The organism is Streptomyces sp. HUAS 15-9 (assembly GCF_025642155.1).
In the GTDB taxonomy this organism is placed as follows: Bacteria; Actinomycetota; Actinomycetes; order Streptomycetales; family Streptomycetaceae; genus Streptomyces.
On sequence record NZ_CP106798.1, the window covers coordinates 633,157 to 656,124 of the forward strand.

A 22,968-nucleotide genomic window follows, 5' to 3' on the forward strand; every position below is an offset into this window, starting at 1 on the left:
CGTCCGCCGGAGTCACCGCAGTCCGCAGTCGCCGAACCGGGGTGGCTGGCATTTTCGGCCAGGGGCAAGCGGCTTCCTGAGTCACGGCGTCGCCGTCGTCCGATCCGGGAGCGATCCGAAGCGTTCATTGGAATTCATTGAAGGAAATAGCGTGATTTCACGCCCGCCCTCCATGGCATGTTGGCCTTCCTTTCCTCTCCCCATGGAGGCCACGCGTGCGCAATGCTGTGCCCGACTCCGGGACGACGCCCATCCATCCCAAATGGTCGGACCGCCTGATACGGCAGATCGACACCTTCGTGGCCCGACGGTCCAGGGCGGCGAACGTACCGGCTCTGGTGCTGGTCAGACAGGACGGCGGCGACGTCCGGGCAACGGCCCATCTGGTCCGGGAGTATGAGCACCGGCTGACGCGAGGCCGGGGCAACTCCCTTTTCCAGGTGCCGCACGCCGTGGTGGACGACGCCGAGTCGAGCGGCGGGTTCATCGAGGCGGTGGACCGGGTGGCACTGCGGTGCGAACTGACCATGCCCTCGGGGAACCTGAAGCTGTCGGCTTTCCATACCTGCCGGGCCGTACTGGATCTGGAGCGTGGCACGGGAGATGTACGGGCCCGGCAGAAACCCATTCTCGACGGGCTGCATGCCGCACTGCTCGAGCGGCGCCGGGTGCTGGGTTTCGGCTCGAAGATCGCGGGATTCCTCGGACAGCATTTCCTGACCGGCTGGATCCAAGGACTGGTGGCGGCACTGGTCGTCGGCATTCCCAAGGCCTTCTACCGGTTCCGGCTACGACACTGGGGCCTGCGCTGGGTCGCCGACGAACTCCACGCCTCGTGCTTTCTGGACGCCGCCCTCGCGTTCTGCCGGGAGAGCGAGCTGGACCGGGAGGACCCGCGCGTACGCCGGATCCTGCTGCGCGCCCTGCTCAGCGATCTGCGCAGGGCCACCCGGCGCCGGACTCCCCTGAGCCATCGCTGGGCCCGCCGCCGGTGGGCCTTCGTGGTCCTGATTCCCGAGATCGACGATGTGAACGGACCAGGGCGCGCGCTTCTCGGCACGTTCGAAGAACTCGCTCGCGACGAGGCCTCCTCGCCGCTGTTCGTTCTGGCCGCGAGCGCGGGGGCGCCACCGGACTACGCCGTACCCCTCGGTGCCGACCTGACCCGGCCGAACGGCATCGCGGACAAGATCTTCACCTGCCTCAACGAGGGCAGCGCCGAGCCGGTACGCCTCGTCACGCTGCCCGCCGAGGACGACGACGCGGAACGCTCGGCGGAGAACGGGCTGAAGACCCATCCCGGTGTCAACGCCCGCAAGGACAGCGGCCTCGACTGGCTCCGCCCGAGCACGGTGCCGTTCCTGGCCGGGCTGATCGCCCTCTTCGTCATCGCCCCGCCCTACATCTGGCCACCACCGTCCCCGTCACCGTCCGCGCCGCCCTCGTGCGTGACGGTCGCGACCGGTGAGCGCGTCGGCGTCACCGACGGGAGCGAGTGCGATCTGGCGGTCCAGGGCGAGCGTGGGAGGGAGCTCAGGGAGCTGGAGCGGCAGGTCGCCGAACAGAACGCGCAGATCGCCGAAGGGCCGTATCGCACCCTGGTCTTCCTGGCACCGCTGAGCCTCCAGGACGGGGTCTACGACGACCCGCCCATCGGGCTGCAGATCCTGCGCGGGGCGATCGCCCAGCAGCACAAGCTGAACAGCGAGGACCGGCAGAACAAGATGCCGATCCGCCTGCTGATCGCCAACACCGGCCAGTACTTCCGCTACGGATCGCACGACACGTCGGCGCCGAACGCCCCGGACGTCAGCAGGATGATCATCGAGCGTGAGAAGCGGGACCACATCGCCGCCGTCGTCGGGCTCACGCAGAGCCGACCCGAGTCCCTCGGCGCGGCTCGCGAGCTCGACCAGGCGGGAATCCCCGTCATCGCCAACCTGGTGACCGGCAGCGCCATGGTCGGCCCCGATTCTCCGCAGCGCTACTTCCAGATCTCCGCGCCGAACACACGGGTCGCACCGATCCTGGCCGACTTCATCCGTCACTCCCCCGCGGTCCGGTCCTTCACCGCCGGCACACCGCACGCCGTGGTCGTGTACGACCCGACCGACACGTACTTCAGCACGGACCTGAAGAACCTGTTCGTCGATGCCTACCGGCCGTACGGCACGGTCGACGAAGTCACCTACAGCGAAAAGCCCGGCGCCACTACACCGGCCACCATCGCGACCGACGTGTGCAACAAGGTCACGGCGACCCAGGGCATCGTCGTCTACCTCGGCCGTTCCGGAGTGCTGCCGAGCCTCCTGAACGCCATGCAGAGCGCGGGCGGACAGTGCCAGCCCGCGCAGGGCACGATCCCGCTGATCGCGGAGAGCGCCCCCATCGACTTCCAGAACGACCCGCGGAAGACGGCGCAGGCGTACCCGTACATGACGATCTTCTACGAGACGGCGAACGCGCCCACGCGGGATTCCCGGGACCCCTACGCCCAGTTCGCCCGGCACTTCGCCAAGGTCTTCGGTGACCGTGGTGCCGACGCCGATGCGGCGGGCGGATACGACACCGTGGGAATCGTCACCCAGGTCATCGAGAACGTACTGCCCACGTCCCCAGACTCCGACATCGAACCCAATGACATCTATCTCTGGCTGACCGCCCACGGTGTGTCCCAGTACCCGGGCGCGTCCGGAGTTCTCCAACTGGACGGGCGCAACAAATATCCCCCCGACAAGGCGGTGTTCATCCGCGAGATCCGGCAGCCGGACGGCACCACCGACACACTGCTCAGCTGCGGACTCCTGCCCGACCGCCGCAATCCCGCCCGGTGGGGCACCGAAGGCCGGACCTTCCCCTGCCTCCGGGACCACGACTGACCCCGCACACCAGCGCCGTCCCCGGTCAGAACTGGACCGGCAGATGGCGGGGCCCGCGCAGCATGGCGTTCTGGCGACAGGGCGGCGGGTCCTGGACCAGGCGGGCCGTGCTCAGGTGGGGGACAGGGCGGATGGGGCTCGTCCCCCACCACGGTCAGTGAGCCGGTGAAGCCTTCCTCGCGCAGCGTTTCGGCGGCCCTCAGCCCGGCCAGCGACGCACCGACGACGACGATGCGGCCGTCCCGCAGATCACCGGCCACCGGCGGTCACCTCCTCGCCGGCGAGGATGGCCTGGACCGGGCAGGCGGCCGCCGCCTGGCGCACGCGCTCGGTCTGGTCGTCCGGGACGGCCGGGGCGTACAGCAGCCCTTCTTCGCCATGCAGCGCGAACACGTCCGGTGCGAGGAAGACGCACTGCGCACAGCCCTGGCAGCGCGTGAGGTCCACAACGATCTGCATGGCTGGCAACTCCCTGAGTCGTACCGGCCCCCTTCCCTTTTTCTATGCCGGTGTCGCACCAGGCGCCCCCTCTGTCACTTCGGCCACCGCCCCTGGCGAGCTGCGATCCCGGCGGAGGGAAGACGGAGAGAGAATCGGAATATGGCCTTCCGTTTCCGCAACGGCGGAGCAATCTCCCGGCGGGGGCGAACCGTATATACGGGTATGTCGAGATTTCGGTTCCCCGTGGGCCGCCTCCCGGATGAGGCTCTGCTGTCCGGGCTGGCCACCGGAGATCCGGAGCTCGCCGTCACCTTCGTCCGGAGGTTCCAGCACACGGTCTTCGGTGTGGCCATCGCCGTCACCGGGGATCCGCAGCTCGCCGAGGACATCGCCCAGCAGACGTTCGAGCGCGCCTGGCGCCACGCGCAGATATACGACGCACGGCGCGGCTCGGTACGGACCTGGCTCACGGCGATCGCCCACAACCTCGCCATCGACGCCGTCCGCTCGCGGCAGCCGGAGCCGGTGGCGCCGGAGGATCTCGAGTCGATCCTCGGCGTTGTCAGCGATACGCCGGAGCAGCACGCGCTGGCCGACGAGGCGTCCTCACGGCTGCGGGAAGCCGTGGCGGAGCTGCCGCCCGAACAGGGCCGTGCCCTGGTGATGGCGGGCATCTACGGCATGACCGCCCAGCAGATCGCCGACTCGGAGAAGATCCCGCTGGGCACCGCCAAGACGCGCATCAGGACGGCGATGGGCAAGCTGCGGTCCACGCTCGCGTCTCCGAAACGAGGCGACCATGTCAAGTGATGTGACCTGCGAGAAGCTTCGGGAAGTCGGTCCCGAGCTGGCACTGGGCGTGCTGCCCGGCCGTGAGCGGGCCGGGGCCGTCGCCCATCTGGACGCGTGCGCGGACTGTCGGGAGTACATCGAGCAGCTGACCCTCGTGGGCGACGGGCTCATCGGGCTGCTGCCGGGAAGCGAACCGCCGGTCGGGTTCGAGACGCGGGTGGCGCAGTCCCTGACGCAGGTGACGCCGGTGCATGAGGGGCACGCCCGGGAGGCCCCGGTGCCGCGCAAGGGCCGGCCTGGACGGGCACGGATGCGCCTCGTCTCCGCCACGGCCGCGGCTGTCGTCGCGATCGGGTTCAGCGGCTGGGCGGTCGGCTCGGCCATCGAGAACGTCGTGGCCGGCCCCGCCACCTCCGCCGAGCCGGTCGCGGACATGCTGTCCGGCGATCTGACCTCGGTCGGCGCCAAGGGGAAGATGGTCGGCGAGGTCTATGCCCATGCCGATCCCAAGGGCTGGGTCTATATGACCCTGGACCTGCCGCATGCCGGCACCAGCTACGACGGCAAGGTCGTCTGCTTCCTGGAGCGCAAGGACGGCAGCACGGTTCCCGTCGGCGCCTTCTCCATTCGCGACGGCAGCGGCTCCTGGGGCGCCCCCGCACCCGTCGACCCTTCGGCACTCTCCGGCGCCCGGGTGACCACGCCGGACGGCACCGTGCTCGCGAGGGCACCCCTGAGCCAGGCCGGCCCGAACGAGTAGGGGGTTCGGGGAGCGTGAGCCGGCTGCCGGTCCGCCCGCAGACAGCCGTCGATCGCCGCGGCGAGAGCGCGGGGCAGACGTCGCCGTGACGCGATGGGCGGCACCTCGCACCTCTCCTCGGCGGACTCACCGGCTCCGGCACGGACGAACGTCACGTCACCCGCGGCCACCTCGTACAGCGTGATCTCGATGCCCCCTGAGCCAGGCCGGCCCGAACGACCAGGCGGTCGGTGACCCGGCGGCGTTGCGCGGGGGACGGCCCCCCGTCGGGGCACCGTGGCATGCCGTCAGGCTCGGGCGGTGCGGGGACCCTCGCCAGGGGGTGTCGCGCCGAGGGCCCCGGCCAGTTCGGGGAGCGTGAGCCGGGCCGACGGGTCCGCCCGCAGACAGCCGTCGATCGCCGCGGCGAGAGCGCGGGGCAGACGTCGCCGTGACGCGATGGGCGGCACCTCGCACCTCTCCACGGCTGACTCACCGGCTCCGGCACGGACGAACGTCACGTCACCCGCGGCCACCTCGTACAGCGTGATGCCGATGCCCCACACGTCGGCCGGTGTCGACAGCTCCCCGACGTGCTCCTGTTCCGGTGCGCGGTAGCAGCGCGTGCCGAGTCCGGCGGGGGCGGGGCCGGGCGGCCGGGCCACGCTGAGGTCGAACACCTTGGCGTGCCCGCGTTCCACCACGACGTTGGACGGCTTGAGGTCCAGATGCAGCAGGCCCTGGGCGTGCAGATAGTGGACCGCGGAACACAGCTGCACGCCGAGGAGCGCCACGTCCGCGGCGGACGGCCGGCGCCGCAACCGGTGGATCATGTGTGCCAGCGTCTCCCCGGTCAGTGTCTCCAGGACGACGAGCGGCTCCGGCAGGGAGAAGGTCTCGTATGCCCGGACCAGGTGCGGATGGCTGAAGTCGCGCAGCCACCGGCCCTCACGCAGCAGCCGGTCGTGCAACCGCGTGTCGCCGCGCCGGTCCGGCCGCAGTGTCTTGAGCACGCAGCGGCAGTCCCGCTCCTCGCTCCAGGAGTCGTACACGTCCAGCCAGCTCGTACGCGTCAGATGGCCCAGGACCTGGTAACCGGGAACCGGACGGGTGCCGGGCGCCATCGGCGGGGCGAGTTCCGCCTCCGCGCTGTTCATGACAGCACCGTCCCGGGCTGGGCGGGCCCCGTCCGGTCGAGGCGGCCGGCCGCGGGGCTCATCCGGTGCAGCCGGGCGTAGGTGCCGTCCCGGGCGAGCAGCTCGTCGTGGGTCCCCGACTCGACGACCCGTCCGCCGTCGAGCACCACGATCCGGGTGGCGTCGCGGACGGTGAGCAGGTCGTGGGAGATGACGACGGTCGTGCGCCCGGCCATGAGGCGGCGCAGCGGGTCCATGATCCTGAGGCCGGACCGTGCGTCGAGGGCGGTGGTCGGTTCGTCCAGGACCAGGACGGGCGCGTTTCTGATCATCGCGCGCGCGATCGCCAGGCGCTGGCGCTGCCCGCCCGACAGGGTCCGGCCGCGCTGGCCGACGACGGTGTCGTAGCCGTCCGGGAGCAGCTCGATGAACTCATGGGCGTCCGCGGCACGCGCCGCCGCGACGATCTCGGCCTCGCTCGCCCCGGGACGGCCGTAGGCGATGTTGTCCCGCACCGTGCCGTGGAAGACGAACGTCTCCTGCAGGACCACCGCGACGCTCTCCCGTACGTCGGACAGGAGCAGGGTGCGCAGATCCTTCCCGTCGAGACGGACCGCGCCCCGGTCGGGGTCGTAGAACCGCAGCAGCAGTTTGGCGACCGTGGACTTGCCGGCTCCGCTGGCCCCGACCAGCGCCAGGACCTCTCCCGGAGCGACGTGCAGGGACACCTCCGAGAGGGCGCGGCGTGCGGTGCCGGGGTAGCGGAAGGACACGCCGTCGAGCTCGATGTCGCCCCGCGCACGGCCGATCCGCCGCGCGTCGGCGGCCTCGACGACCTGCGGCCGCTGGTCGAGGAGCTCGATGATCCGTTCCGCCGAGGCCGACGCGGCGTAGAAGGTGTTGCCCAGCCGGGACAGGCCGCGGATCGGGCTGTACAGCTTCCCGATCAGGGCGAGGAAGACCAGCAGCCCGCCGAGGGTGAGCTGGCCCTGGGCCAGTTTCCAGGTGCCGAGGCCCATGACGGCGAGTCCTCCGGCCACCTCGATGACCTCGACGAGCGAACCGTAGACGGCGTGGATCCGCGCCGAGGCCATCGTCGCGTGGAACCTGCCGAGGCTCTCCCGCTCGAAGCGGCGCTCCTCCCAGTCCTGCCGGTTGTACGCCTGCACCAGGGTCACATTGCCCAGCGACTCCTCGGCGACCGCGCTCAGCGAACCGCTGCGGCGTCTGCGCTCCCGGGACGCCTCCTTGATCAGCCGGGAGAAGTGCCGGGCGGCGCGCCAGAACAGCGGCACGATGAACAGCGCGAGGAGTGTCAGGTCCCAGCGCAGGTAGAACAGCAGGCCGACGAAGACACCCAGCCGGACCAGGTAGTACAGGCCGTCCGCCACGCCCGAGAGCAGGAATGTCTCGACGGCGTCCACGTCACCGGTGACACGCGAGAGCAGGTCCCCCAGCCGCCGCCGTTCGAAGAATCCGAGCGACAGCCCCTGGACGTGCCGGAAGACGTCGGCGCGCACGGCCAGCAGGAACCGCTCACCCACCCAGGTGGAGGTCACGTCGTCGGCGAACCTGAGAGCGCCGGAGGCGACGATGAGCCCCAGATAGGTGGGCGCGATCCAGATGAAGGGCCGCAGATCGCGTGGTACGAGCACATCGTCCACCACGATCTTGAACAGCCAGAGTTCGGCGGCGTCGGCGAGGGGCCCGATCAGGCTGAAGAGAACAAGGGGCACCAGCCAGAGCCGACGGCCGCGGGTATAGGGCCAGAAACGCCGGAACACCTCACGCGGCGGCAACGGCGGCGCGGCCGCGACCACGGTGCTCGCGGCATCGGCGTCCCCGCCCACCGCCAGCAGGCGCCGCAGAACACTCCGGGGGACAGCCACCATGGCACGGCTCCGTCGCAGACCGACGGCGGAACGGACCGGCTCCCCCGGTCACCGGCCCGCTCAGCCTGCTTTCACCTGTGGTGATCGGAGTGGTCACCCTCGTGATCTCCACGACCCCCGTGGTCACGGTTCCTGTCGCCGTGCCCGTGCCCCGATTCCGAGTCCCTCCTGTGGTCACCGTGGCCGCTGCTGTCACCGTGGTCGCGGTGACTGGCCGGGAAGAGCTTGCTGAAGATCGCCATGCTGTTCCTCCTGTCGAAAAATCCCTCGTATCACATACGGTGTAGGACGGGAATTGGATGGCATCAGCGGAGAAAAGCCGCATATTTCGCCCTCGGTAGACCCCATGCACACACCGGGTACTGGTGTCACCAGCGCCTGGATGCGCCGGGTCCCGCCGAAACCGGCTCACGCTCCGCCCTGGAGGGCAGTCCGGGCGCGACACCGTGTGCGGCCCTGTCGCCGTACCAGGCGAGGAAGGCGAAGGCGAAGAGCCCTTCGACGAGCAGGGACAAGGGGCCGTACGGGGGCTCCCAACCGGGTTCGTAATAGCCGGACGGCAGGCCGACGGTGCGCGACAGCGCAAAGCCGACGATCATGCCGAGGCTGACGAGTGTCCCGGTCAGCCAGGCGATCAGGGGACGTTTCATGACGACCAGCGCCAACGCCACGGCGAGCATGATCGCGCTGCCCGCGGCGAACAGGACGCCGATGTAGAACATCTCCTCAAGATGATCGGGGACGAGGAGCGTGTGCAGCACCGTGTTGCCGACGGCGCAGCACACGCCCACTCCCCTCAGAGCGACTTCGGCACCGTTGGTGGAGTACATCGCGACTCCAGATGTTCAGAGGTTTGCCCTGTGAACCCATACGAGAAAGTGCCCCAGTTGGATTGCACCTTCCGACCCCTGCTACAAACCTCTTGCGCGGGTCGGCCGTCCGTGCCCCGCGCCGGATCGGCACAGGTGCGGGCCTCCTGGGAGGTACCACGGTGCCGGTCGGCCCGTATGCGGTGTTCCTGCGCCAAAGAGGGCTAGGCCGTGACGAGTTGGTCGTACACGTCGGCGATCTCCTGGTAAGACGCCGCGCAGGCCGGCCGGTTGGCGCGCACCGAACTGGCCGCGCGGAACCCGGAGTTCGCGGTTCGACCGCAAGTGGGCCGAACGGAACGTGGGTCAGAAGGCCGTGTGGGCGAACCACACGTCGAGCGGCGCGGTGTCTCCCGACAGCTCGAAGGCGCCGTCCTGGTACGACCGCCGCCCGTACAGCAGCAACAGGAGATCCGCCGCCCGCCCGCGCACCACCGACTGCGCCTCGGAAGGCGCGTCGTCGGCACCTGTCCGCGGCAGCAGTCGGAAGCCGTCGGGGTCCAGCCGTACGCGCCACTCCTCACCGGCTCCACCCATGTGGTCCGAGCACTGGAAGGCGATCGTCTCGCCGCTGCCGTGCAGCTTCGTCACGGCCGGGGCGAAGAGACCGGCATAGGGCAGGTTGACCAGGAACTCGTCGACCCCGTCCGCCGCGAGCGCGGGGTCGATGTCGGAGTCACGGCCCACGGCACGCTCCGCGTCGACCCGGTGCACCAGGGTTTCGAAGAGCATCCGCCGGGCCCAGAACCGCGCGTGCTGGTCCTCGCCCCAGGCCCACATCGGCGCCTGGGGGTCCGTGTCGCGCAGCACCGCCGCCACGGCGGGCACGCCCCCTGCCACCCAGTCGGGATACTCCCGCGCGGCTTCCGGCAGCCCCAGTTCCAGCTCACGGCTGCGGGGCGGCTCCTGCACCAGTCGGGTCAGCAGTTGGCTGAACCAGCGCTGGAGCGAGCCCACGTGCCGGGTCAGGTCGGCCAGGGTCCAGTCGGGGCAGGAGGGCACGATCGTCGCCGGGTCCACGCCTGTGGTGATGTCGGCGAAGCGCAGCGTCTCCTGTTCGATCGCCTCGCGGTAGGTGTCGTACGGCAGAGGGTGCCCCGCCCCGTTCGTCGTCTCCATCTGCTGCCGCCATTCCTTCCCCAAGTGCGGATACCGTCGCGATCAGTGTGGATGCTGGAGTGCGCTCGAAGGCAAGTCCGGGGGCCATGCCCGCAGTCCCCGCACGCCGTACCCGCCCCGCGCCCGGCCCGCGTGGTCAGGGGCGCCCGGTGGTGCGACGCTGGGGATGAGAGGTGTCCGAGGAGGGGAACCCGGGAGGGCCGATGGGACGCGACGTCCCGGCGATGGTCTTCACCCGCGAGGACCGGCGCCGGTACCGGATCAAGATGCACGACTGCCTCGACGCGTTCGCGCAGATGCTGCGCGATGAGCGGTTCGAGGCGGAGCGGCCCCAGGTGGGGCTGGAGATCGAGCTGAACCTGGTCAACGACCGGGCAGAGCCGGCGATGCGCAACAGCGATGTGCTCGAGGCGATCGCGGACCCCGCCTGGTCCACGGAGCTGGGCCGGTTCAATCTGGAGATCAATGTTCCGCCGCGCCGTCTGACGGCGGGCGGTCCCGACGCCTGGGAATCGGAGATCCGCGACGCGCTGAATCACGCGGAGGAGCGCGCCAGGTCGGTCGACGCGCATCTGATCATGGTCGGCATCCTTCCCACCCTGCGGGAGGAGGACATCGGCGAGGCCGCGCTGTCGGAGAACCCGCGCTACCGCCTGATCAACGACCAGGTCTTCGCGGCCCGGGGTGAGGATCTGCTCCTCGAGGTGGACGGTGTCGACCGGCTGCGGACGTACGCGGACACGATCAGTCCGGAGGCCGCGTGCACCAGCACCCAGTTCCACCTCCAGGTGTCCCCCGACGAGTTCGCGGACTACTGGAACGCGGCACAGGCCATCGCCGGGGTCCAGGTCGCGCTGGCGGCCAATGCCCCGTTCCTGTTCGGCAAGGAGCTGTGGCACGAAACCCGTATCCCGCTGTTCGAGCAGGCCACCGACACCCGCCCGCAGGAGATCAAGGTGCAGGGGGTACGGCCCCGGGTGTGGTTCGGAGAGCGGTGGATCAACAGCGTCTTCGACCTCTTCGAGGAGAACCTGCGCTACTTCCCCGCGCTGCTGCCCCTGTGCGACGACCAGGACCCCACACAGACGCTGGACCGCGGCGACATCCCGGAACTGGCCGAACTGACCCTGCACAACGGCACGATCTACCGCTGGAACCGCCCGGTCTACGCCGTCTCCCATGACAAACCCCACGTCAGGGTGGAGAACCGGGTGCTGCCCGCCGGCCCGACCGTCGCCGACACCCTCGCCAACGGCGCCTTCTACTACGGGCTCACCCGCGCCCTGGTGGAGGAGGACCGGCCCGTGTGGTCACGGATGTCCTTCTCCGCCGCCGAGGACAATCTGCACACGGCGGCGCGCAACGGCATCGAGGCACTGCTGTACTGGCCCGGCATGGGCGAGGTGCCGGTACCCGAACTCGTCCTGCGGCGCCTGCTGCCGCTCGCGCACCGGGGGCTGGAGCACTCCGGCATGGACGCGGCCTGGCGGGAACCGCTCCTCGGTGTCATCGAGCAGCGATGTGTCACCGCCCGCAACGGAGCCGTGTGGCAGAAGGAGATGTTCCACCGCATCGACGAGTCCACGCACAGCGGCCACCACGAGGCGCTGCGCCGGATGACGCAGCTGTACATCGACTACATGCACCTCAACGCCCCGGCCCACACATGGCCGGCCGACTGAGCCATGGCTGCTCGACCGAGCCTCGGACGGGCTTGCGCCCTCACTCGTCCGCGGCACCGGTCGGGGCGTCTGCCCGCGTCGGCATGCGCGGGCGGCGAAGCCTGCGCAGGCTGATACGGACGGGTCCTGTGACAACGTCCTGTGACGACAGTGAGGGGCGATGATCGTATCGGTGGTTTCGATGCCGGAAGGGATCGTCACTCGCACCGACATGGCGGAGGCACGTGCGCGACTCGCCCTGCCCGACTTCCTGCTCGTCGACATCGAGCTGCCGGACGGGGAGGTGACCGACGAACAGCCCGTCGCCCACCAACTCGGCCTGGAGGCCGAGAACATCCACTGGTTCGGCAGGGCCGGCGAACGTGCGCGGGCCGACTTCCTCGGGGACATGGCAGGCCTCGTCGTGCCCGTCGTCGTGGGCATACAGGTCACGCATTTCCATGCCCTGGTGACCGACCGGCATCTGATCACGGTTCACCGGGGGGCGCCCGGGCCGCTGGACAACCTCGCCGTGCAGCTGAGGTTCGAAAGGCCCTCCGATGCCGTGGCCATGCTGTTCCTGCTGCTCCAGGAGGCCTTGGAGACCTTTCGCCGGGCCGCGGTGTCGGACCTGCTGCTGGTGGAAGAGCTCGAGGACGAGATGTTCGAGCGACGGCGTCCCGACCAGGTCTACCGCCTGTCGCAACTGCGCCGGCACTCCGCCCTGCTGCATCACTCCCTGCTCCCCTACCTCCAGGTGACGGACGAGATCCTCACCCGACGCATACTGAGCGGCACCTTCCCGGCGGAGCGTCAGCGCCTCGCCCGTCAGTTCCAGCACGCGGGCAGGCTGGCTCTCGCGGACATCGAGTCCCTCCAGGACGCCAGCCGTCGCGCCTTCGCCAGCTACTCCTCCCTGGTCTCGGGCGAGCAGAACGGCGTGATCAACCGCCTGGCCATCGTCTCGACGATCTTCCTGCCCCTGACCTTCCTGACCGGGTACTTCGGCATGAACTTCATGTACATGACCGACGGATTGGAGAGCTCCGCCGTGTTCTGGCTGCTGGCTGTCGGTCTGCAGGTCGCCGTCGTGTTCGTGGCCCTCTACGTCCTGCACCGCACCAGAATCTGGCGCCGGCTCCGGGACGACGAGGGAGCGGAAGACCGCTGAGCCGGGCCCCTGCGCGCCTGCTCCGACGGGCCCGAAGCGCCCGCCCGGCTTAGCCTGAACGGGTGGGGGTCATGCATCCGGGCACCGTCGCATGCCGGAAGGGGCGCCGTATGGACGACTACCCGATGATCGAGAACCACGGCCTGATCGGGGATCTGCAGACCGCGGCTCTGGTGACCACCGACGGAACGGTCGACTGGTTCTGCTGCCCGCGCATCGACTCACCCAGCGTGTTCGGCGCTCTGCTGGACAGGCGCAGGGGCGGGCACTGCACGGTACGTCCCGCGCACGCCACCTACGCCACCAAGCAGCTGTATCTGCCCGAAACCGCCGTGCTGGTGACCCGGTTCATGACCGAGGCGGGCGCGGGCGAGGTCGTGGACTTCATGCCGGTGACCGGAACGACGGTCACCCCCCGTCACCGCCTGGTCCGCATGGTGCGTTGTGTGCGCGGCAGCATGACCTTCGAGGTCGACATCGTCCCGCGGTTCGACTACGGCCGCCGGCCCCACAAGGTCGAACTCGCCGGCCACGGGGCGGTCTTCGCGTCGGACGGTCTGGAGCTGACCGTGCACACGGTCCGCGAACCGGACGACCCGCGACTGCCCACGACGGTCGGCGGGGAGAACGACCTGCACCTGTCCCTGACCCTGCAGGCGGGCCGGCAGCGCGGCTTCATCATCGAGTCGGCCGCCGACGGCCCGCCCCGGGAGATCCGGGTGGCGGAGTTCCAGCAGCTCTTCGAGAACACCATCCGGTTCTGGCGGACATGGCTCAGCCAGTCGCGGTACACCGGCCGGTGGCGGGAGATGCTGGAGCGCTCGGCCGTGACGCTGAAACTGATGACGTACGCGCCCAGCGGCGGACTGGTGGCCGCGCCCACGGCCGCGCTGCCGGAGCAGTTGGGCGGCGAACGCAACTGGGACTACCGGTTCACCTGGATCCGGGACGCCGCCTTCTCCGTGTACGCCCTGCTGGGCATGGGGTTCGTCGACGAGGCGAGGGCCTTCATCGACTGGCTGGCCGACCGGGCCCAGGACAAGGCGGGCTGCGACAGCGGCACCGGACCGCTGAACATCATGTACCGGGTCGACGGCTCGGCCGACCTCGACGAGGAGATCCTGGACCACTGGGAGGGCTACGCGGGATCCGCCCCGGTGCGCATCGGCAACGGCGCGGCGACACAGCTGCAACTGGACATCTACGGGGAGGCGCTGGACAGCATCTCCTTCGCGCACCGGCACGGCTTCCACCTCGGGCACCGGGGCTGGAACTCCATGCGCACCGTCCTCGACTGGCTCGCCGACAACTGGGACCAGGCCGAAGAGGGCGTGTGGGAGACGCGCGGCGGCCGCCAGAACTTCACCTACGGGCGGGTGATGTCCTGGGTCGCGTTCGACCGCGCACTGCGGCTCGCGCAGGACAACGGCAGACCGGCGGCGACCGGCCGCTGGAGCACCGCCCGGGACCAGATCTACGACCAGGTCTGGAGGAAGGGCTGGAACTACGAGCGGGCGGCCTTCGTCCAGCACTACGGAAGCGAAGTCCTGGACTCCTCGCTGCTGCGCATGCCGACCGTCGGCTTCCTCACGCCCGGGGACCCCGCGTGGGCCACGACCATGGACGCGATGGAACAGGAACTGGTCAGCGACAGTCTGGTCTACCGGTACAACCCGGAGGCCTCACCCGACGGACTGCGGGGCTCCGAGGGCACCTTCTCGCTGTGCACGTTCCTGTACGTCGACGCGCTGGCGCGCGCTGGCCGCCTGGACCACGCCCGGCTGGTGCTGGAGAAGATGCTCGGGTACGCCAACCATCTGGGCCTGTACTCCGAGGAGATCGACCCGACCGGCCGCCAACTGGGCAACTTCCCCCAGGCCTTCACGCACTTGGCATTCATCGACGCGGCCATCACCCTCGACAGTGCCCTCAACGCCCGGCGTTAGGCGATGCGGGTCCTTGACCCGCTGTGTCAGGCGTCGTCACCCGCACGGCCGCGCAGATCGGCGTCGGTGAGGGGTTCGAGAGCGCCATGGGTGTCCAGCCAGTACAGGCAGGCGACGGCGGGGAACACCAGCACCACGGCCACGACGGTGACCAGCATCAGCCAGCGCAGTGTGGTCGTGGCCCCCGCGCCGTCTGTGACGGTCAGCGAGACGGGGATGAGATACGGCCGCTGCGCCACGCCCCATGCGAAGACCCCCGCCGCCACCGCGACGACGGCCGCGCTGCGGGACCACCGGGCCTCGGCGGTACCCAGCAGCGACCAACCCGTTGCGAGTGCGGCGACAGCCGCCAGGACGACCAGGGCGAGCCCGACTCCGTGGGTGAGGCCGTGCCACACATGGGGCGCGTCGCCATGGGTGACGAACAGCATGACCACCGTCAGTACGGCGACGGCGGCGAGGGCGAAGAGCGCCCGCCGCCGGAAATAGCCATCGAGGTCCGGTGCGCCGAAGCGGCGGGCGTCTCCGGCCAGGAACGCCGCGCCGAGGAACGCCGTCATGGCGATGGCGAGCAGCCCGAACAGCAGGGAGGTGGGGTTGGCCCAGTTGGCCACCGAAGCCGCGGTGCCCGGGGAGACCCGGCCGGAGGCGATCCCGCCCACGGCGGCGCCCAGGAAGAACGGCGTGAGGAGGGAGGCGATCGCGAACACGGCGCCGTACAGGCGTCGTCCGGCCAGCCGTCGGGCCGGCTTGCGCAGGGCGAAGCCCGCGCCGCGCAGCACGATGCCCACGACGGCGAGCGCCAGGGGCAGCCACATCGCGACGAACACCGTACGGAAGAAGACCGGGAAACCGGTCCACATGATGACCAGGACGAAGATCAGCCAGACGTTGTTGACCTCCCACACGGGCGCCATGGCGTGGTCGATCAGCCACCGGGGGCGTCTGCCTCGCTCGGCTCCGCCCGCGGTCAGATCCCAGAAGCCGGCCCCGTAGTCGGTGCCGCCGGCGCAGGCGTAGGCGGCGATCCCGAGCAGCAGGACCAGAGCGACCACACCGGCGGCGGTCATGACCGGTCCTCCGAGCCGGCGGACGCTCCCGGCCCCGGTGCGGGGCCGCTGCCCACGAGGGCGGAGCGGGGCCCGTAGGGGTTGTCCGTCTCCGGTGCGCCCCGCCCCGCCGTGTCCGAAGCGTCGGCGAGCCGCCAGCGGGTGCGCATCTTGAGCAGTACGACGAGGAAGGAGCCGAACACGAACACATAGACGAGGATGACCAGGCCGAACATGGTCCACAGCGCGGGGGCACGCGTCGCCGTGACCGCGTCGGCGACCCGCATGTACTGGTAGACGATCCACGGCTGGCGGCCCACCTCGGTGGTGACCCAGCCGCACTCCACCGCGACGACGGAGGCCACGCCCGCGCATGCCGCGGCCCGGTAGAACCAGACGGAGGCGGGCAGCCGGCGGCGGCGCAGCCACACCAGGCCGTACCAGAGCGCGAGCAGAAGCAGCAGGGAGCCGATGCCGACCATGGTGTCGAAGGCGAAGTGCGTGATGGTGGCCTGGGCGGCGGTGGGCCGGGCATCGGCCGGCACCGAGGTCAGTCCGGTCACCTGGGTGTCCGGGCGGAAGCCGGCGAGGATGGAGTCGAGTTGGGGAACTTTGATGCCGCCGGAGATGGTGCCGTCGGGGTGCAGCCGGCCGAACAGGTACTCCGGCACATGCGTGTCGGTCTTCCAGACGATCTCCATCGCGGCGAACTTCACCGGCTGCTTGTGGAAGACCTGCCGGGCGATGGAGTCGCCCAGCATGAACTGGACCGGTGTGCACACCGCGGCGAGGGTGAAGGGGATGGTGAATCCGAGCCGGTGGTATCGGTCGCGGCGCCCGCGCAGCCAGCCGGTGGCGTAGACGCCCGCCACGACATAGCCCGCGGTCATCAGCATGGCGACCACGAAGTGCCAGTACTCCGGTCCGAAGATGGGTGTGAAGACGGCCTTGCGGATGTCCACGCCGGTGGGATTGCCCGCGGAGTCGAGGACGAAGCCCCGCGGTGTGTTCATCCAGGAGTTGGCCGCCAGAATGCCGAAGGCACCGAGCAGGGCGGCGGCCGGCAGGGGCAGTGCGAGCAGGAAGTGGGTGCGGGCGGGAAGCCTGCGCCAGCCGTAGAGGTAGATGGCGATGAGGACGGCCTCGAGGAAGAAGGCCCAGGCCTCGATGCCGAACCCGAGGCCGAAGACATCGCCCCACCGGCCCATCATGCCCGGCCACAGCAGCCCGAACTCGAAGGACAGCACGGTCCCGGTGACGATACCGATGGCGAACTGCACCGCCATGACCGCCGACCAGCGCCGGGCCAGCAGCAGAGCGGTGGGGTCGTCACGGCGCAGGCCGTAGCCGTGCATGATGAGGGTGATGAGCGGCAGCGCCACGCCCAGGGGCACCAGGATGATGTGCGCGGCGAGCGTGAACGCCATCTGCGATCTGGCCGGCAGCATCTGGGGTGGCGGGTCCGCCAGCAGGTGAATCATGATGTGCACAGGTGTCCCCCGGGGGCCGGCAGGGAGGTGGGGGTCGGTCAGCCGCCGGTGGCGAAGCCCGGGAAGAGGGTCATGCCGCCGTCCACGTAGAGAGTGGCTCCCACGACGTAGTCCATGAGGTCGGAGGCGAGGCCGACGGCGGCATGGGCGATGTCCTCGGGCTCACCGACACGGTCGTAGGGGATGAGCTGCAGGAGGTCGCGTTCGGCCTCCGGAGTCTCCCAGGCCTGGCGGTTGATCGGTGTCTTGATGGCCCCGGGCGCGATCGCGTTGACGCGGATCTTCTTCGGCGCGAGTTCCTGGGCCAGGGTCTGCATCATCATCAGTACGCCGCCCTTGGAGCTGGCGTAGTTGACGTGCCCGGCCCACGGAATGATCTGGTGCACCGAGCTCATACAGATGATCTTGCCCGCCGAGCGCGACACCTCGGGGACCACACCGCGGCGCAGGAACTCCTTGGTCGCCTCGCGGGCGCACAGGAACTGCCCGGTGAGATTGACGTCCAGGACCTTCCGCCACTGGGCGAGGGTCATCTCCGTGATCGGGGCGTCCCGTTGCAGCCCGGCGTTGGCGACGAGGATGTCGATGGTCCCGAACTCCTCGACCATGCGGTCCGTCATGGCGACGACCTGGTCCTCCTGGGACACGTCCGCCTCGTAGGCGGCCGCCTTCACACCCATCGCCCTGATCTCGTCGACAACCTGCTCGGCATCCTCGCGGCCGGCCACGTAGTTGACGACGACATCGCATCCGGCCCGGCCCAGTCCGATGGCGGTCGCCTTGCCGATGCCCGAGTTGGCACCTGTGACCAGCGCCTTCTGGCCCTTGAGCAGATTGGCGGGGATCACGCTCCGCGACGTGCCCTCGGTGGAACTCACGATCGACAGCCTCCTTCGCTGCGTGACCCCGGGTCGGCAGTACCACCGCCCGCGCAGGTCGAAGGACACGGAATCACCGTCGCGGCCGAGCGGCGCGCGTGACGCCTTGCTGTTACGCCGCCCGGCTGATCATCTTCGCCCACCCGGACCCCTGCCGCGCGTCGGCGCTCGCCCGCGCGCCGGTCCGGGTCACAGGACGGCGATCGGATTCACCGGGGAACCCGTGCCCCCGGGCAGCCGCAAGGGAGCGATCGCGCAGAGGAAGGACCAGCGGCCGGCGCTCTCACAGGCCGGGGCCAACTCCTCGAACTGGAGGTAGTCCATCAGATAGATCCCCAGCGCGTGGATCGCCAGTACGTGCACGGGAAAAGCGATCCCGTCGACGGCGCTGGGGGCGGTGTCGTTGTTCCCGTCCCCGCCCAGCACCGCGACCTCGCGGTCGGCCAGGAACCGTACGGCCGTCGGATGGAGACCCGCGCGTGCCTCGGTCACGTTCCACGCCCCCAGCTCCAGCCGTCTGAGCCGGTGACCGACCCGGACGAACAGCAGGTCTCCCGGCCCGACCCGGACGCCCTGTGCCTCCTCGGCAGCGGTCAGGTCCTCCCGCGTCACGTGGTCGCCGGGTTCCAGCCAGGGGACTTTGCGCAGCCTGGGCACGTCCAGGAGCACACCCCGCCCGACGATGCCGTTGCGGACGAGATCCACGGACAGCGCGCCGGCCCCGTCCGGAGTCAGGGTGTGGGCCGAGACCCCGCCGAAGAGTTCACCGTCGACGATCACATGGCACAGCGCGTCCAGATGGCTGTCCGCGTCTCCGTGGACGTTCATCGCCAGCCGGTCGCGGGCGAAGTGCAGGCCGGGCGCGTCGAGGTCGCCGGCGGCCGGCCCGGTCATACGGTGGTCCGCGGGCTCGGGGCTGTCCGGTCCGCGGTGTGTCTCCATGGGGGCGGCGAGCGACACCGTGCGCCCCGAACGGACCTCGGCCGCCGCCGCCCGCACGCGCTCGGGCGTCAGATGCCGCAGGGACCCGCCCGGCGGGCCGCTGACGAGCCGTGTGTCGGCGCTCAACCGCTCGTACAGCGCCCGGAACGCCGCTTCACTCATGTGTGGAGCGGACGGGACCCCGGAGGCGGCGGAGGCGGCACAGGGAGGCATACTGCCCTCCTCGCTGTCGGATGGCGGCCGATCCGCCCATGGCACCCCGGCCCATTGCAGCACGCTGCTTGCGCGGTCGCAGCCCGGACCTCATTCCATACGATTCCCACAGGAAAACTGCGTACGGTCCGCGGCATGGATCTCAACGGCCCGATCATCCTCGCGGGTGCCCTGGTGGGCTTCGCGGTGGGACTCACCGGTATGGGCGGCGGCGCCCTCATGACACCGCTCATGGTCATGCTGTTCGGGGTGAACCCCACCGCGGCCATCGGCAGCGACCTGGCCGCGTCGGTGTTCATGAAGCCGTTCGGCGCCCTGGTGCACCAGCGGGCCGGCACGGTCCGCTGGGACATCGTGCGCCGGCTGCTGCCGAGCGCCGTACCGGCCGCGTTCGGCGGTGTCTTCCTGCTGCGGGCGCTCGGCGACGGTGACGTGCTCCAGCAACGCGTCGAGTACGTCGTCGGTACGGCGCTCATGCTCGCCGTCGCCGGCATGCTCGTCCGGATCTGGCTGGACCGCCGCCGCGCAGCCACGGAGATCGAGGACGCCCACGCACCGGTACGACCCGTGGCAACCCTCCTGATCGGCGTCGTGGGCGGCTCATCGTGGGGATGACCTCGGTCGGCTCGGGCTCCCTGATCATCGTGATGCTGATGCTGGCCCACCCCCGCCTCAAGGCCAACCACCTCGTGGGCACGGACCTGGTGCAGGCCGTCCCCATGGTCGCCGCCGCGGCCCTCGGACACCTGCTGGCCGGGGACGCGGACCTCGGGCTCGCGGCGACCCTCCTGATCGGCGCGATTCCAGGTGTGGTCCTGGGCGCCCTCGTATCGAGCCGGGTCACCGGCTCGGCGGTGCGCCGGGCCCCGGTGGTGCTGCTGACCGGATCCGGGCTGGCGATACTGCGGGCGTCGTCCACCGTCATCGTGCTCGCCTGCCTCGCCATGACGGCCCTCGGCGCCTTCGCAACGATGCGTGGCACGCCGGCATGCACGACAAGCACGACCGAGGAACGGCAGACCGAGCGAGCCGCCGTGTGAACAGGAACCGTCAACGGACCGCCACACCGGGGACTCGGGCCGCCCCCGTGGCCTCGCGCCTGAACACCGATTCCAGCTCCGGCTCCATCGTGAACCGGAACACGCGCCGCACGGGCGGTGTGCACAGGACGGTCACCACCGCCCCGGCCACGACGGTGACCATGACCTCACCCAGCGGCCGGTGCACCCACGCCGGGTCGTACCAGCCCCAGAACTTCGATCCCTGAGCGAGGAACCCGTGCAGCAGATAGCCGCAGAGCGTTCCCGTGCCGAGCGCGGTGAACCACATGCGGCGCCCCGGCACCCATGCCAGGAAGCAGGCCACGAGGACCACGGAACAGCCGAAGGAGGCCAGTGTCATGACGGGCCCGTACCAGTCGGGCGCCGCGAGTTCCGCCGCGCTGTCCCGGTGGTAGAACCAGGCCTGGGTCATCCGCGGCACCAGCCAGTACGACACGGCGAGCGCGCAGGTGAGGACGGGTACGGCCACGATGCGCACCGACCAACGGCGCACGAGCCGGAAGTGCTCGGCCTTCAGGCACAGGCCCAGGACGAAGTACGGCAGGAACTGCAGGACACGCTGGAGGTCGAGGTCGTTGCCGATGGACGGCGCGAGGGTGCCCAGCATGGCGAGGACGAGCGCGAGGGGCAGCGGCCACCGCACGAGCTTCCAGATCGGTGTGGTCAGCCGCCAGATGAACAGCGCGGCCAGGAACCACGTCAGATACAAGGGGTCCAGCAGACTGATCTCGCGGTCGGGGGCGCCGTCGGTCCACCGTGTGAAGCAGGTGTACGCCGTCTCGAAGACCACGTACGGGACGGCAACGCCGGTGATCAGGCGCTTGATCCGCGCGGGGCTCGCGTCGAAGCCGCGCGAGAAGTAACCGGAGATGACGATGAACGCCGGCATGTGGAAGGCGTAGACGAACATGTAGAGCGCGCCGGCGGTCCGGCTGCCGTCGCGCAGCGGCTCCCAGGCGTGGCCCATCGCCACCAGCACGATCGCGAGGTATTTCGCATTGTCGAAGAACGCGTCGCGCGTGGGTCCGGGCGACGGGACCCGTGCCTCCCCGGCACTGCGTGACGGCAGCGCCTCGTTCACGGTTCCTTCCTGGCGGTACCCGGACAGACCAGAACACCTCATTACGCAGTTGCCGGCGGCGGTGGCGAAACTCGCGTTGGCGAAGTTCTTCAGGCGCGACTCACCCGTAGGACGCCGCGTAAACATCGGCCGCCACGACCGTGACCCGGGCCACACGCCGAGCCTGTGCGGACGGGTTCACGGCTTGGCGATATGTTGATCTCCATGAGCGACAACGTGTACTTCGACATCACCATCGACGACCAGCCGGCCGGCCGGATCGTGTTCAACCTCTTCGACGAAGTGGTGCCCCGGACCACCAAGAACTTCCGGGAGCTGGCCACGGGTCAGCACGGCTTCGGCTACGCCGGTTCCGGTTTCCACCGGGTCATCCCCGAGTTCATGCTGCAGGGCGGCGACTTCACCGCGGGCAACGGCACCGGCGGCAAGAGCATCTACGGTGAGAAGTTCGCGGACGAGAACTTCACCCTCAAGCACGACCGCCCGTACCTGCTGAGCATGGCGAACGCGGGCCCGAACACCAACGGCTCGCAGTTCTTCATCACCACGGTCGTGACGAGCTGGCTGGACGGCAAGCACGTGGTCTTCGGCGAGGTCGTCGAGGGCACGGACATCGTCGACCGGATCGAGAAGCTCGGCAGCCAGAGCGGCCGCCCGAAGGCTTCGGTCAAGATCGCGGCCAGCGGCACGGTCTGACCACCCACGGCGAAGGGCGGCGCCACACACGGCGCCGCCCGTCGCGGAGGGGACCTACACGCCTTTACGGTTGGGTGTCTTCGGGCTGAAGCCCGTACTCCGCGAGCCATCCGAGCAGCTCCTGGCGTGAGGCCCGCACGAGGCGCCCGCCGGTGAAGCGGTCGTCGTCGGTCACCTCCACCCGGCACGTGTCCGGCGGCACGAAGCGGAGTGCGTCCTCGTCACTGCCGAACTCGGCCTCGGCGAGCACCAAACCCCGGAGGTCGCCGTCGAAGACGTCGATGCCCAAGGGGGGCACGCTGAGACGGGACTTGGACAGGACCCGGGCGGGCAGGGGGGAGAGCACGTCGTATTCGGCCGGTGTCAGATACATATGGGTGATCAGGCCCTGGACCGCGCCCGGCCGGGAGACCGGGACCTTCTGAGTGAGCTTGATCTCGCAGCGGCCGTCGGCGAATTCGGCGCGCCGCAATCTCAACCGCGTGCCCTCCAGATACCGGTCGCTGATCACGCGGGTGACCGTCACCGCTGCCGCGTCCGGCGGACCGGCCAGCAGAAACCGTCGCTCCCTCTCGACCCGCGCGTACTTACCGGCGCGAACCATTCCATGATGTGTTGATGGACCCACTGCTCGACCAACTCCCCGCTGTCTTCTGGACCGTGCCCTACCGCGGTTCCCGCTTTCCGGGTTCTGCTTCGGTGGCTGCTCGTCCCGGGTTGACGACGGGCGCCAACTGCCAACTGTTCGCGTACGAGGTTCTGCGGCACTTCGGTTTCGCTCCCCCGGCTCTGCGATCGAGTGAGCTGTGGGCCGATACGCAAGCCACGGTGCGGGTGTCGGTTGCACAGCCGCTCGATCTGCTGTTGTTCAACGCCACCGACGACGCCTACGGCGCCCACGTAGGGCTCTGGG

General features: G+C 69.8%; 20 protein-coding genes and 1 pseudogene. 9 read left to right on the plus strand and 12 right to left on the minus strand.

The genetic code is table 11. From position 1 onward, the window contains the following. Nucleotides 1-215 precede the first annotated feature (215 nt). Nucleotides 216-2,879: a type 1 periplasmic-binding domain-containing protein gene (locus N8I87_RS02825; RefSeq protein WP_263205122.1), complete on the plus strand. Its 2,664-nt coding sequence runs from the start codon at nucleotides 216-218 to the stop codon at nucleotides 2,877-2,879. Between the two features lie 113 nt (nucleotides 2,880-2,992). Here the strand turns inward: N8I87_RS02825 and N8I87_RS44260 are convergent. Both N8I87_RS44260 and N8I87_RS02830 read right to left on the minus strand, forming a co-directional pair. After that, a pseudogene (locus N8I87_RS44260) lies at nucleotides 2,993-3,139 on the minus strand (FAD-dependent oxidoreductase); the annotation flags it as partial. Beyond that, complete coding sequence (locus tag N8I87_RS02830; RefSeq protein ID WP_263205123.1) at nucleotides 3,129-3,338, minus strand: ferredoxin; 210 nt, start codon at nucleotides 3,336-3,338, stop codon at nucleotides 3,129-3,131. The gene N8I87_RS02830 and the pseudogene N8I87_RS44260, both read right to left, overlap by 11 nt. 204 nt (nucleotides 3,339-3,542) lie before the next feature. On the opposite strand from N8I87_RS02830, the gene N8I87_RS02835 reads away from it, so the two are divergent. Together N8I87_RS02835 and N8I87_RS02840 are read left to right on the plus strand one after the other, a co-directional pair. After that, the gene (locus tag N8I87_RS02835) at nucleotides 3,543-4,130 is read left to right on the plus strand and encodes an RNA polymerase sigma factor (RefSeq protein ID WP_263205124.1); all 588 of its coding nucleotides are present in this window, start codon (nucleotides 3,543-3,545) and stop codon (nucleotides 4,128-4,130) included. Beyond that, nucleotides 4,120-4,872: a hypothetical protein gene (locus N8I87_RS02840; protein WP_263205125.1), complete on the plus strand. Its 753-nt coding sequence runs from the start codon at nucleotides 4,120-4,122 to the stop codon at nucleotides 4,870-4,872. The genes N8I87_RS02835 and N8I87_RS02840 overlap by 11 nt, the downstream gene beginning before the upstream one ends. A 287-nt stretch (nucleotides 4,873-5,159) precedes the next feature. Here the strand turns inward: N8I87_RS02840 and N8I87_RS02845 are convergent, their stop codons facing one another. The 4 genes from N8I87_RS02845 to N8I87_RS02860 all read right to left on the minus strand — a co-directional run bounded on the left by N8I87_RS02845 (nucleotide 5,160) and on the right by N8I87_RS02860 (nucleotide 9,867). Beyond that, nucleotides 5,160-6,008: a serine/threonine-protein kinase gene (locus tag N8I87_RS02845; RefSeq protein WP_263205126.1), complete on the minus strand. Its 849-nt coding sequence runs from the start codon at nucleotides 6,006-6,008 to the stop codon at nucleotides 5,160-5,162. Beyond that, the gene (locus N8I87_RS02850) at nucleotides 6,005-7,879 is read right to left on the minus strand and encodes an ABC transporter ATP-binding protein (protein WP_263205127.1); all 1,875 of its coding nucleotides are present in this window, start codon (nucleotides 7,877-7,879) and stop codon (nucleotides 6,005-6,007) included. The genes N8I87_RS02845 and N8I87_RS02850 overlap by 4 nt, the downstream gene beginning before the upstream one ends. Nucleotides 7,880-8,247: 368 nt before the next feature. Next, nucleotides 8,248-8,709: a hypothetical protein gene (locus N8I87_RS02855; RefSeq protein WP_263205128.1), complete on the minus strand. Its 462-nt coding sequence runs from the start codon at nucleotides 8,707-8,709 to the stop codon at nucleotides 8,248-8,250. A 345-nt stretch (nucleotides 8,710-9,054) separates the two neighbouring features. Continuing rightward, nucleotides 9,055-9,867, minus strand: coding sequence for a maleylpyruvate isomerase family mycothiol-dependent enzyme (locus N8I87_RS02860; protein ID WP_263205129.1), 813 nt, complete (start codon nucleotides 9,865-9,867; stop codon nucleotides 9,055-9,057). A 203-nt stretch (nucleotides 9,868-10,070) separates the two neighbouring features. Here N8I87_RS02860 and N8I87_RS02865 point away from each other — a divergent pair, with 203 nt between their 5' ends. The 3 genes from N8I87_RS02865 to N8I87_RS02875 all read left to right on the plus strand — a co-directional run bounded on the left by N8I87_RS02865 (nucleotide 10,071) and on the right by N8I87_RS02875 (nucleotide 14,645). Continuing rightward, nucleotides 10,071-11,549 (plus strand): glutamate-cysteine ligase family protein, encoded by a 1,479-nt coding sequence (locus tag N8I87_RS02865; protein ID WP_263205130.1) that lies wholly within the window; start codon nucleotides 10,071-10,073, stop codon nucleotides 11,547-11,549. 211 nt (nucleotides 11,550-11,760) lie between these two features. Continuing rightward, a complete protein-coding gene (locus N8I87_RS02870; RefSeq protein WP_263205132.1) occupies nucleotides 11,761-12,699 on the plus strand; it encodes a CorA family divalent cation transporter in 939 nt (312 codons plus the stop codon). 110 nt (nucleotides 12,700-12,809) lie between these two features. Then, nucleotides 12,810-14,645, plus strand: coding sequence for a glycoside hydrolase family 15 protein (locus tag N8I87_RS02875; RefSeq protein WP_263205133.1), 1,836 nt, complete (start codon nucleotides 12,810-12,812; stop codon nucleotides 14,643-14,645). Nucleotides 14,646-14,671: 26 nt separating this feature from the next. On the opposite strand, the gene N8I87_RS02880 is transcribed toward N8I87_RS02875, so the two are convergent. The 4 genes from N8I87_RS02880 to N8I87_RS02895 all read right to left on the minus strand — a co-directional run bounded on the left by N8I87_RS02880 (nucleotide 14,672) and on the right by N8I87_RS02895 (nucleotide 19,166). Then, entirely contained in the window at nucleotides 14,672-15,715 is a 1,044-nt protein-coding gene (locus N8I87_RS02880) for a cytochrome d ubiquinol oxidase subunit II (RefSeq protein WP_263205134.1), read from the minus strand. Then, nucleotides 15,712-17,175, minus strand: a complete 1,464-nt coding sequence (locus N8I87_RS02885) for a cytochrome ubiquinol oxidase subunit I (protein ID WP_263205136.1) — start codon at nucleotides 17,173-17,175, stop codon at nucleotides 15,712-15,714. Before N8I87_RS02885 ends, N8I87_RS02880 begins: the two co-directional genes overlap by 4 nt. Before the next feature lie 47 nt (nucleotides 17,176-17,222). Beyond that, nucleotides 17,223-18,062 carry an SDR family oxidoreductase gene (locus tag N8I87_RS02890; RefSeq protein ID WP_263205137.1) on the minus strand — a complete coding sequence of 280 codons (840 nt, stop codon included), beginning with the start codon at nucleotides 18,060-18,062 and terminating at the stop codon, nucleotides 17,223-17,225. A gap of 189 nt (nucleotides 18,063-18,251) precedes the next feature. Further along, nucleotides 18,252-19,166 carry a cyclase family protein gene (locus N8I87_RS02895; protein WP_263205138.1) on the minus strand — a complete coding sequence of 305 codons (915 nt, stop codon included), beginning with the start codon at nucleotides 19,164-19,166 and terminating at the stop codon, nucleotides 18,252-18,254. Nucleotides 19,167-19,352: 186 nt separating this feature from the next. On the opposite strand from N8I87_RS02895, the gene N8I87_RS02900 reads away from it, so the two are divergent. Together N8I87_RS02900 and N8I87_RS02905 are read left to right on the plus strand one after the other, a co-directional pair. Continuing rightward, nucleotides 19,353-19,832 carry a sulfite exporter TauE/SafE family protein gene (locus tag N8I87_RS02900; protein ID WP_263205139.1) on the plus strand — a complete coding sequence of 160 codons (480 nt, stop codon included), beginning with the start codon at nucleotides 19,353-19,355 and terminating at the stop codon, nucleotides 19,830-19,832. After that, complete coding sequence (locus tag N8I87_RS02905) at nucleotides 19,829-20,257, plus strand: TSUP family transporter (protein WP_263205140.1); 429 nt, start codon at nucleotides 19,829-19,831, stop codon at nucleotides 20,255-20,257. The genes N8I87_RS02900 and N8I87_RS02905 overlap by 4 nt, the downstream gene beginning before the upstream one ends. Before the next feature lie 10 nt (nucleotides 20,258-20,267). Here N8I87_RS02905 and N8I87_RS02910 read toward each other — a convergent pair whose 3' ends face one another. Then, on the minus strand, nucleotides 20,268-21,359 hold the full coding sequence (locus tag N8I87_RS02910) for an acyltransferase family protein (RefSeq protein WP_411577186.1): 1,092 nt from the start codon (nucleotides 21,357-21,359) through the stop codon (nucleotides 20,268-20,270). A 204-nt stretch (nucleotides 21,360-21,563) separates the two neighbouring features. Here N8I87_RS02910 and N8I87_RS02915 point away from each other — a divergent pair, with 204 nt between their 5' ends. After that, nucleotides 21,564-22,055, plus strand: a complete 492-nt coding sequence (locus N8I87_RS02915) for a peptidylprolyl isomerase (protein ID WP_263205142.1) — start codon at nucleotides 21,564-21,566, stop codon at nucleotides 22,053-22,055. A gap of 64 nt (nucleotides 22,056-22,119) precedes the next feature. On the opposite strand, the gene N8I87_RS02920 is transcribed toward N8I87_RS02915, so the two are convergent. Next, nucleotides 22,120-22,659, minus strand: coding sequence for a CYTH domain-containing protein (locus N8I87_RS02920; protein WP_263205143.1), 540 nt, complete (start codon nucleotides 22,657-22,659; stop codon nucleotides 22,120-22,122). Between the last annotated feature and the right edge of the window lie 309 nt (nucleotides 22,660-22,968).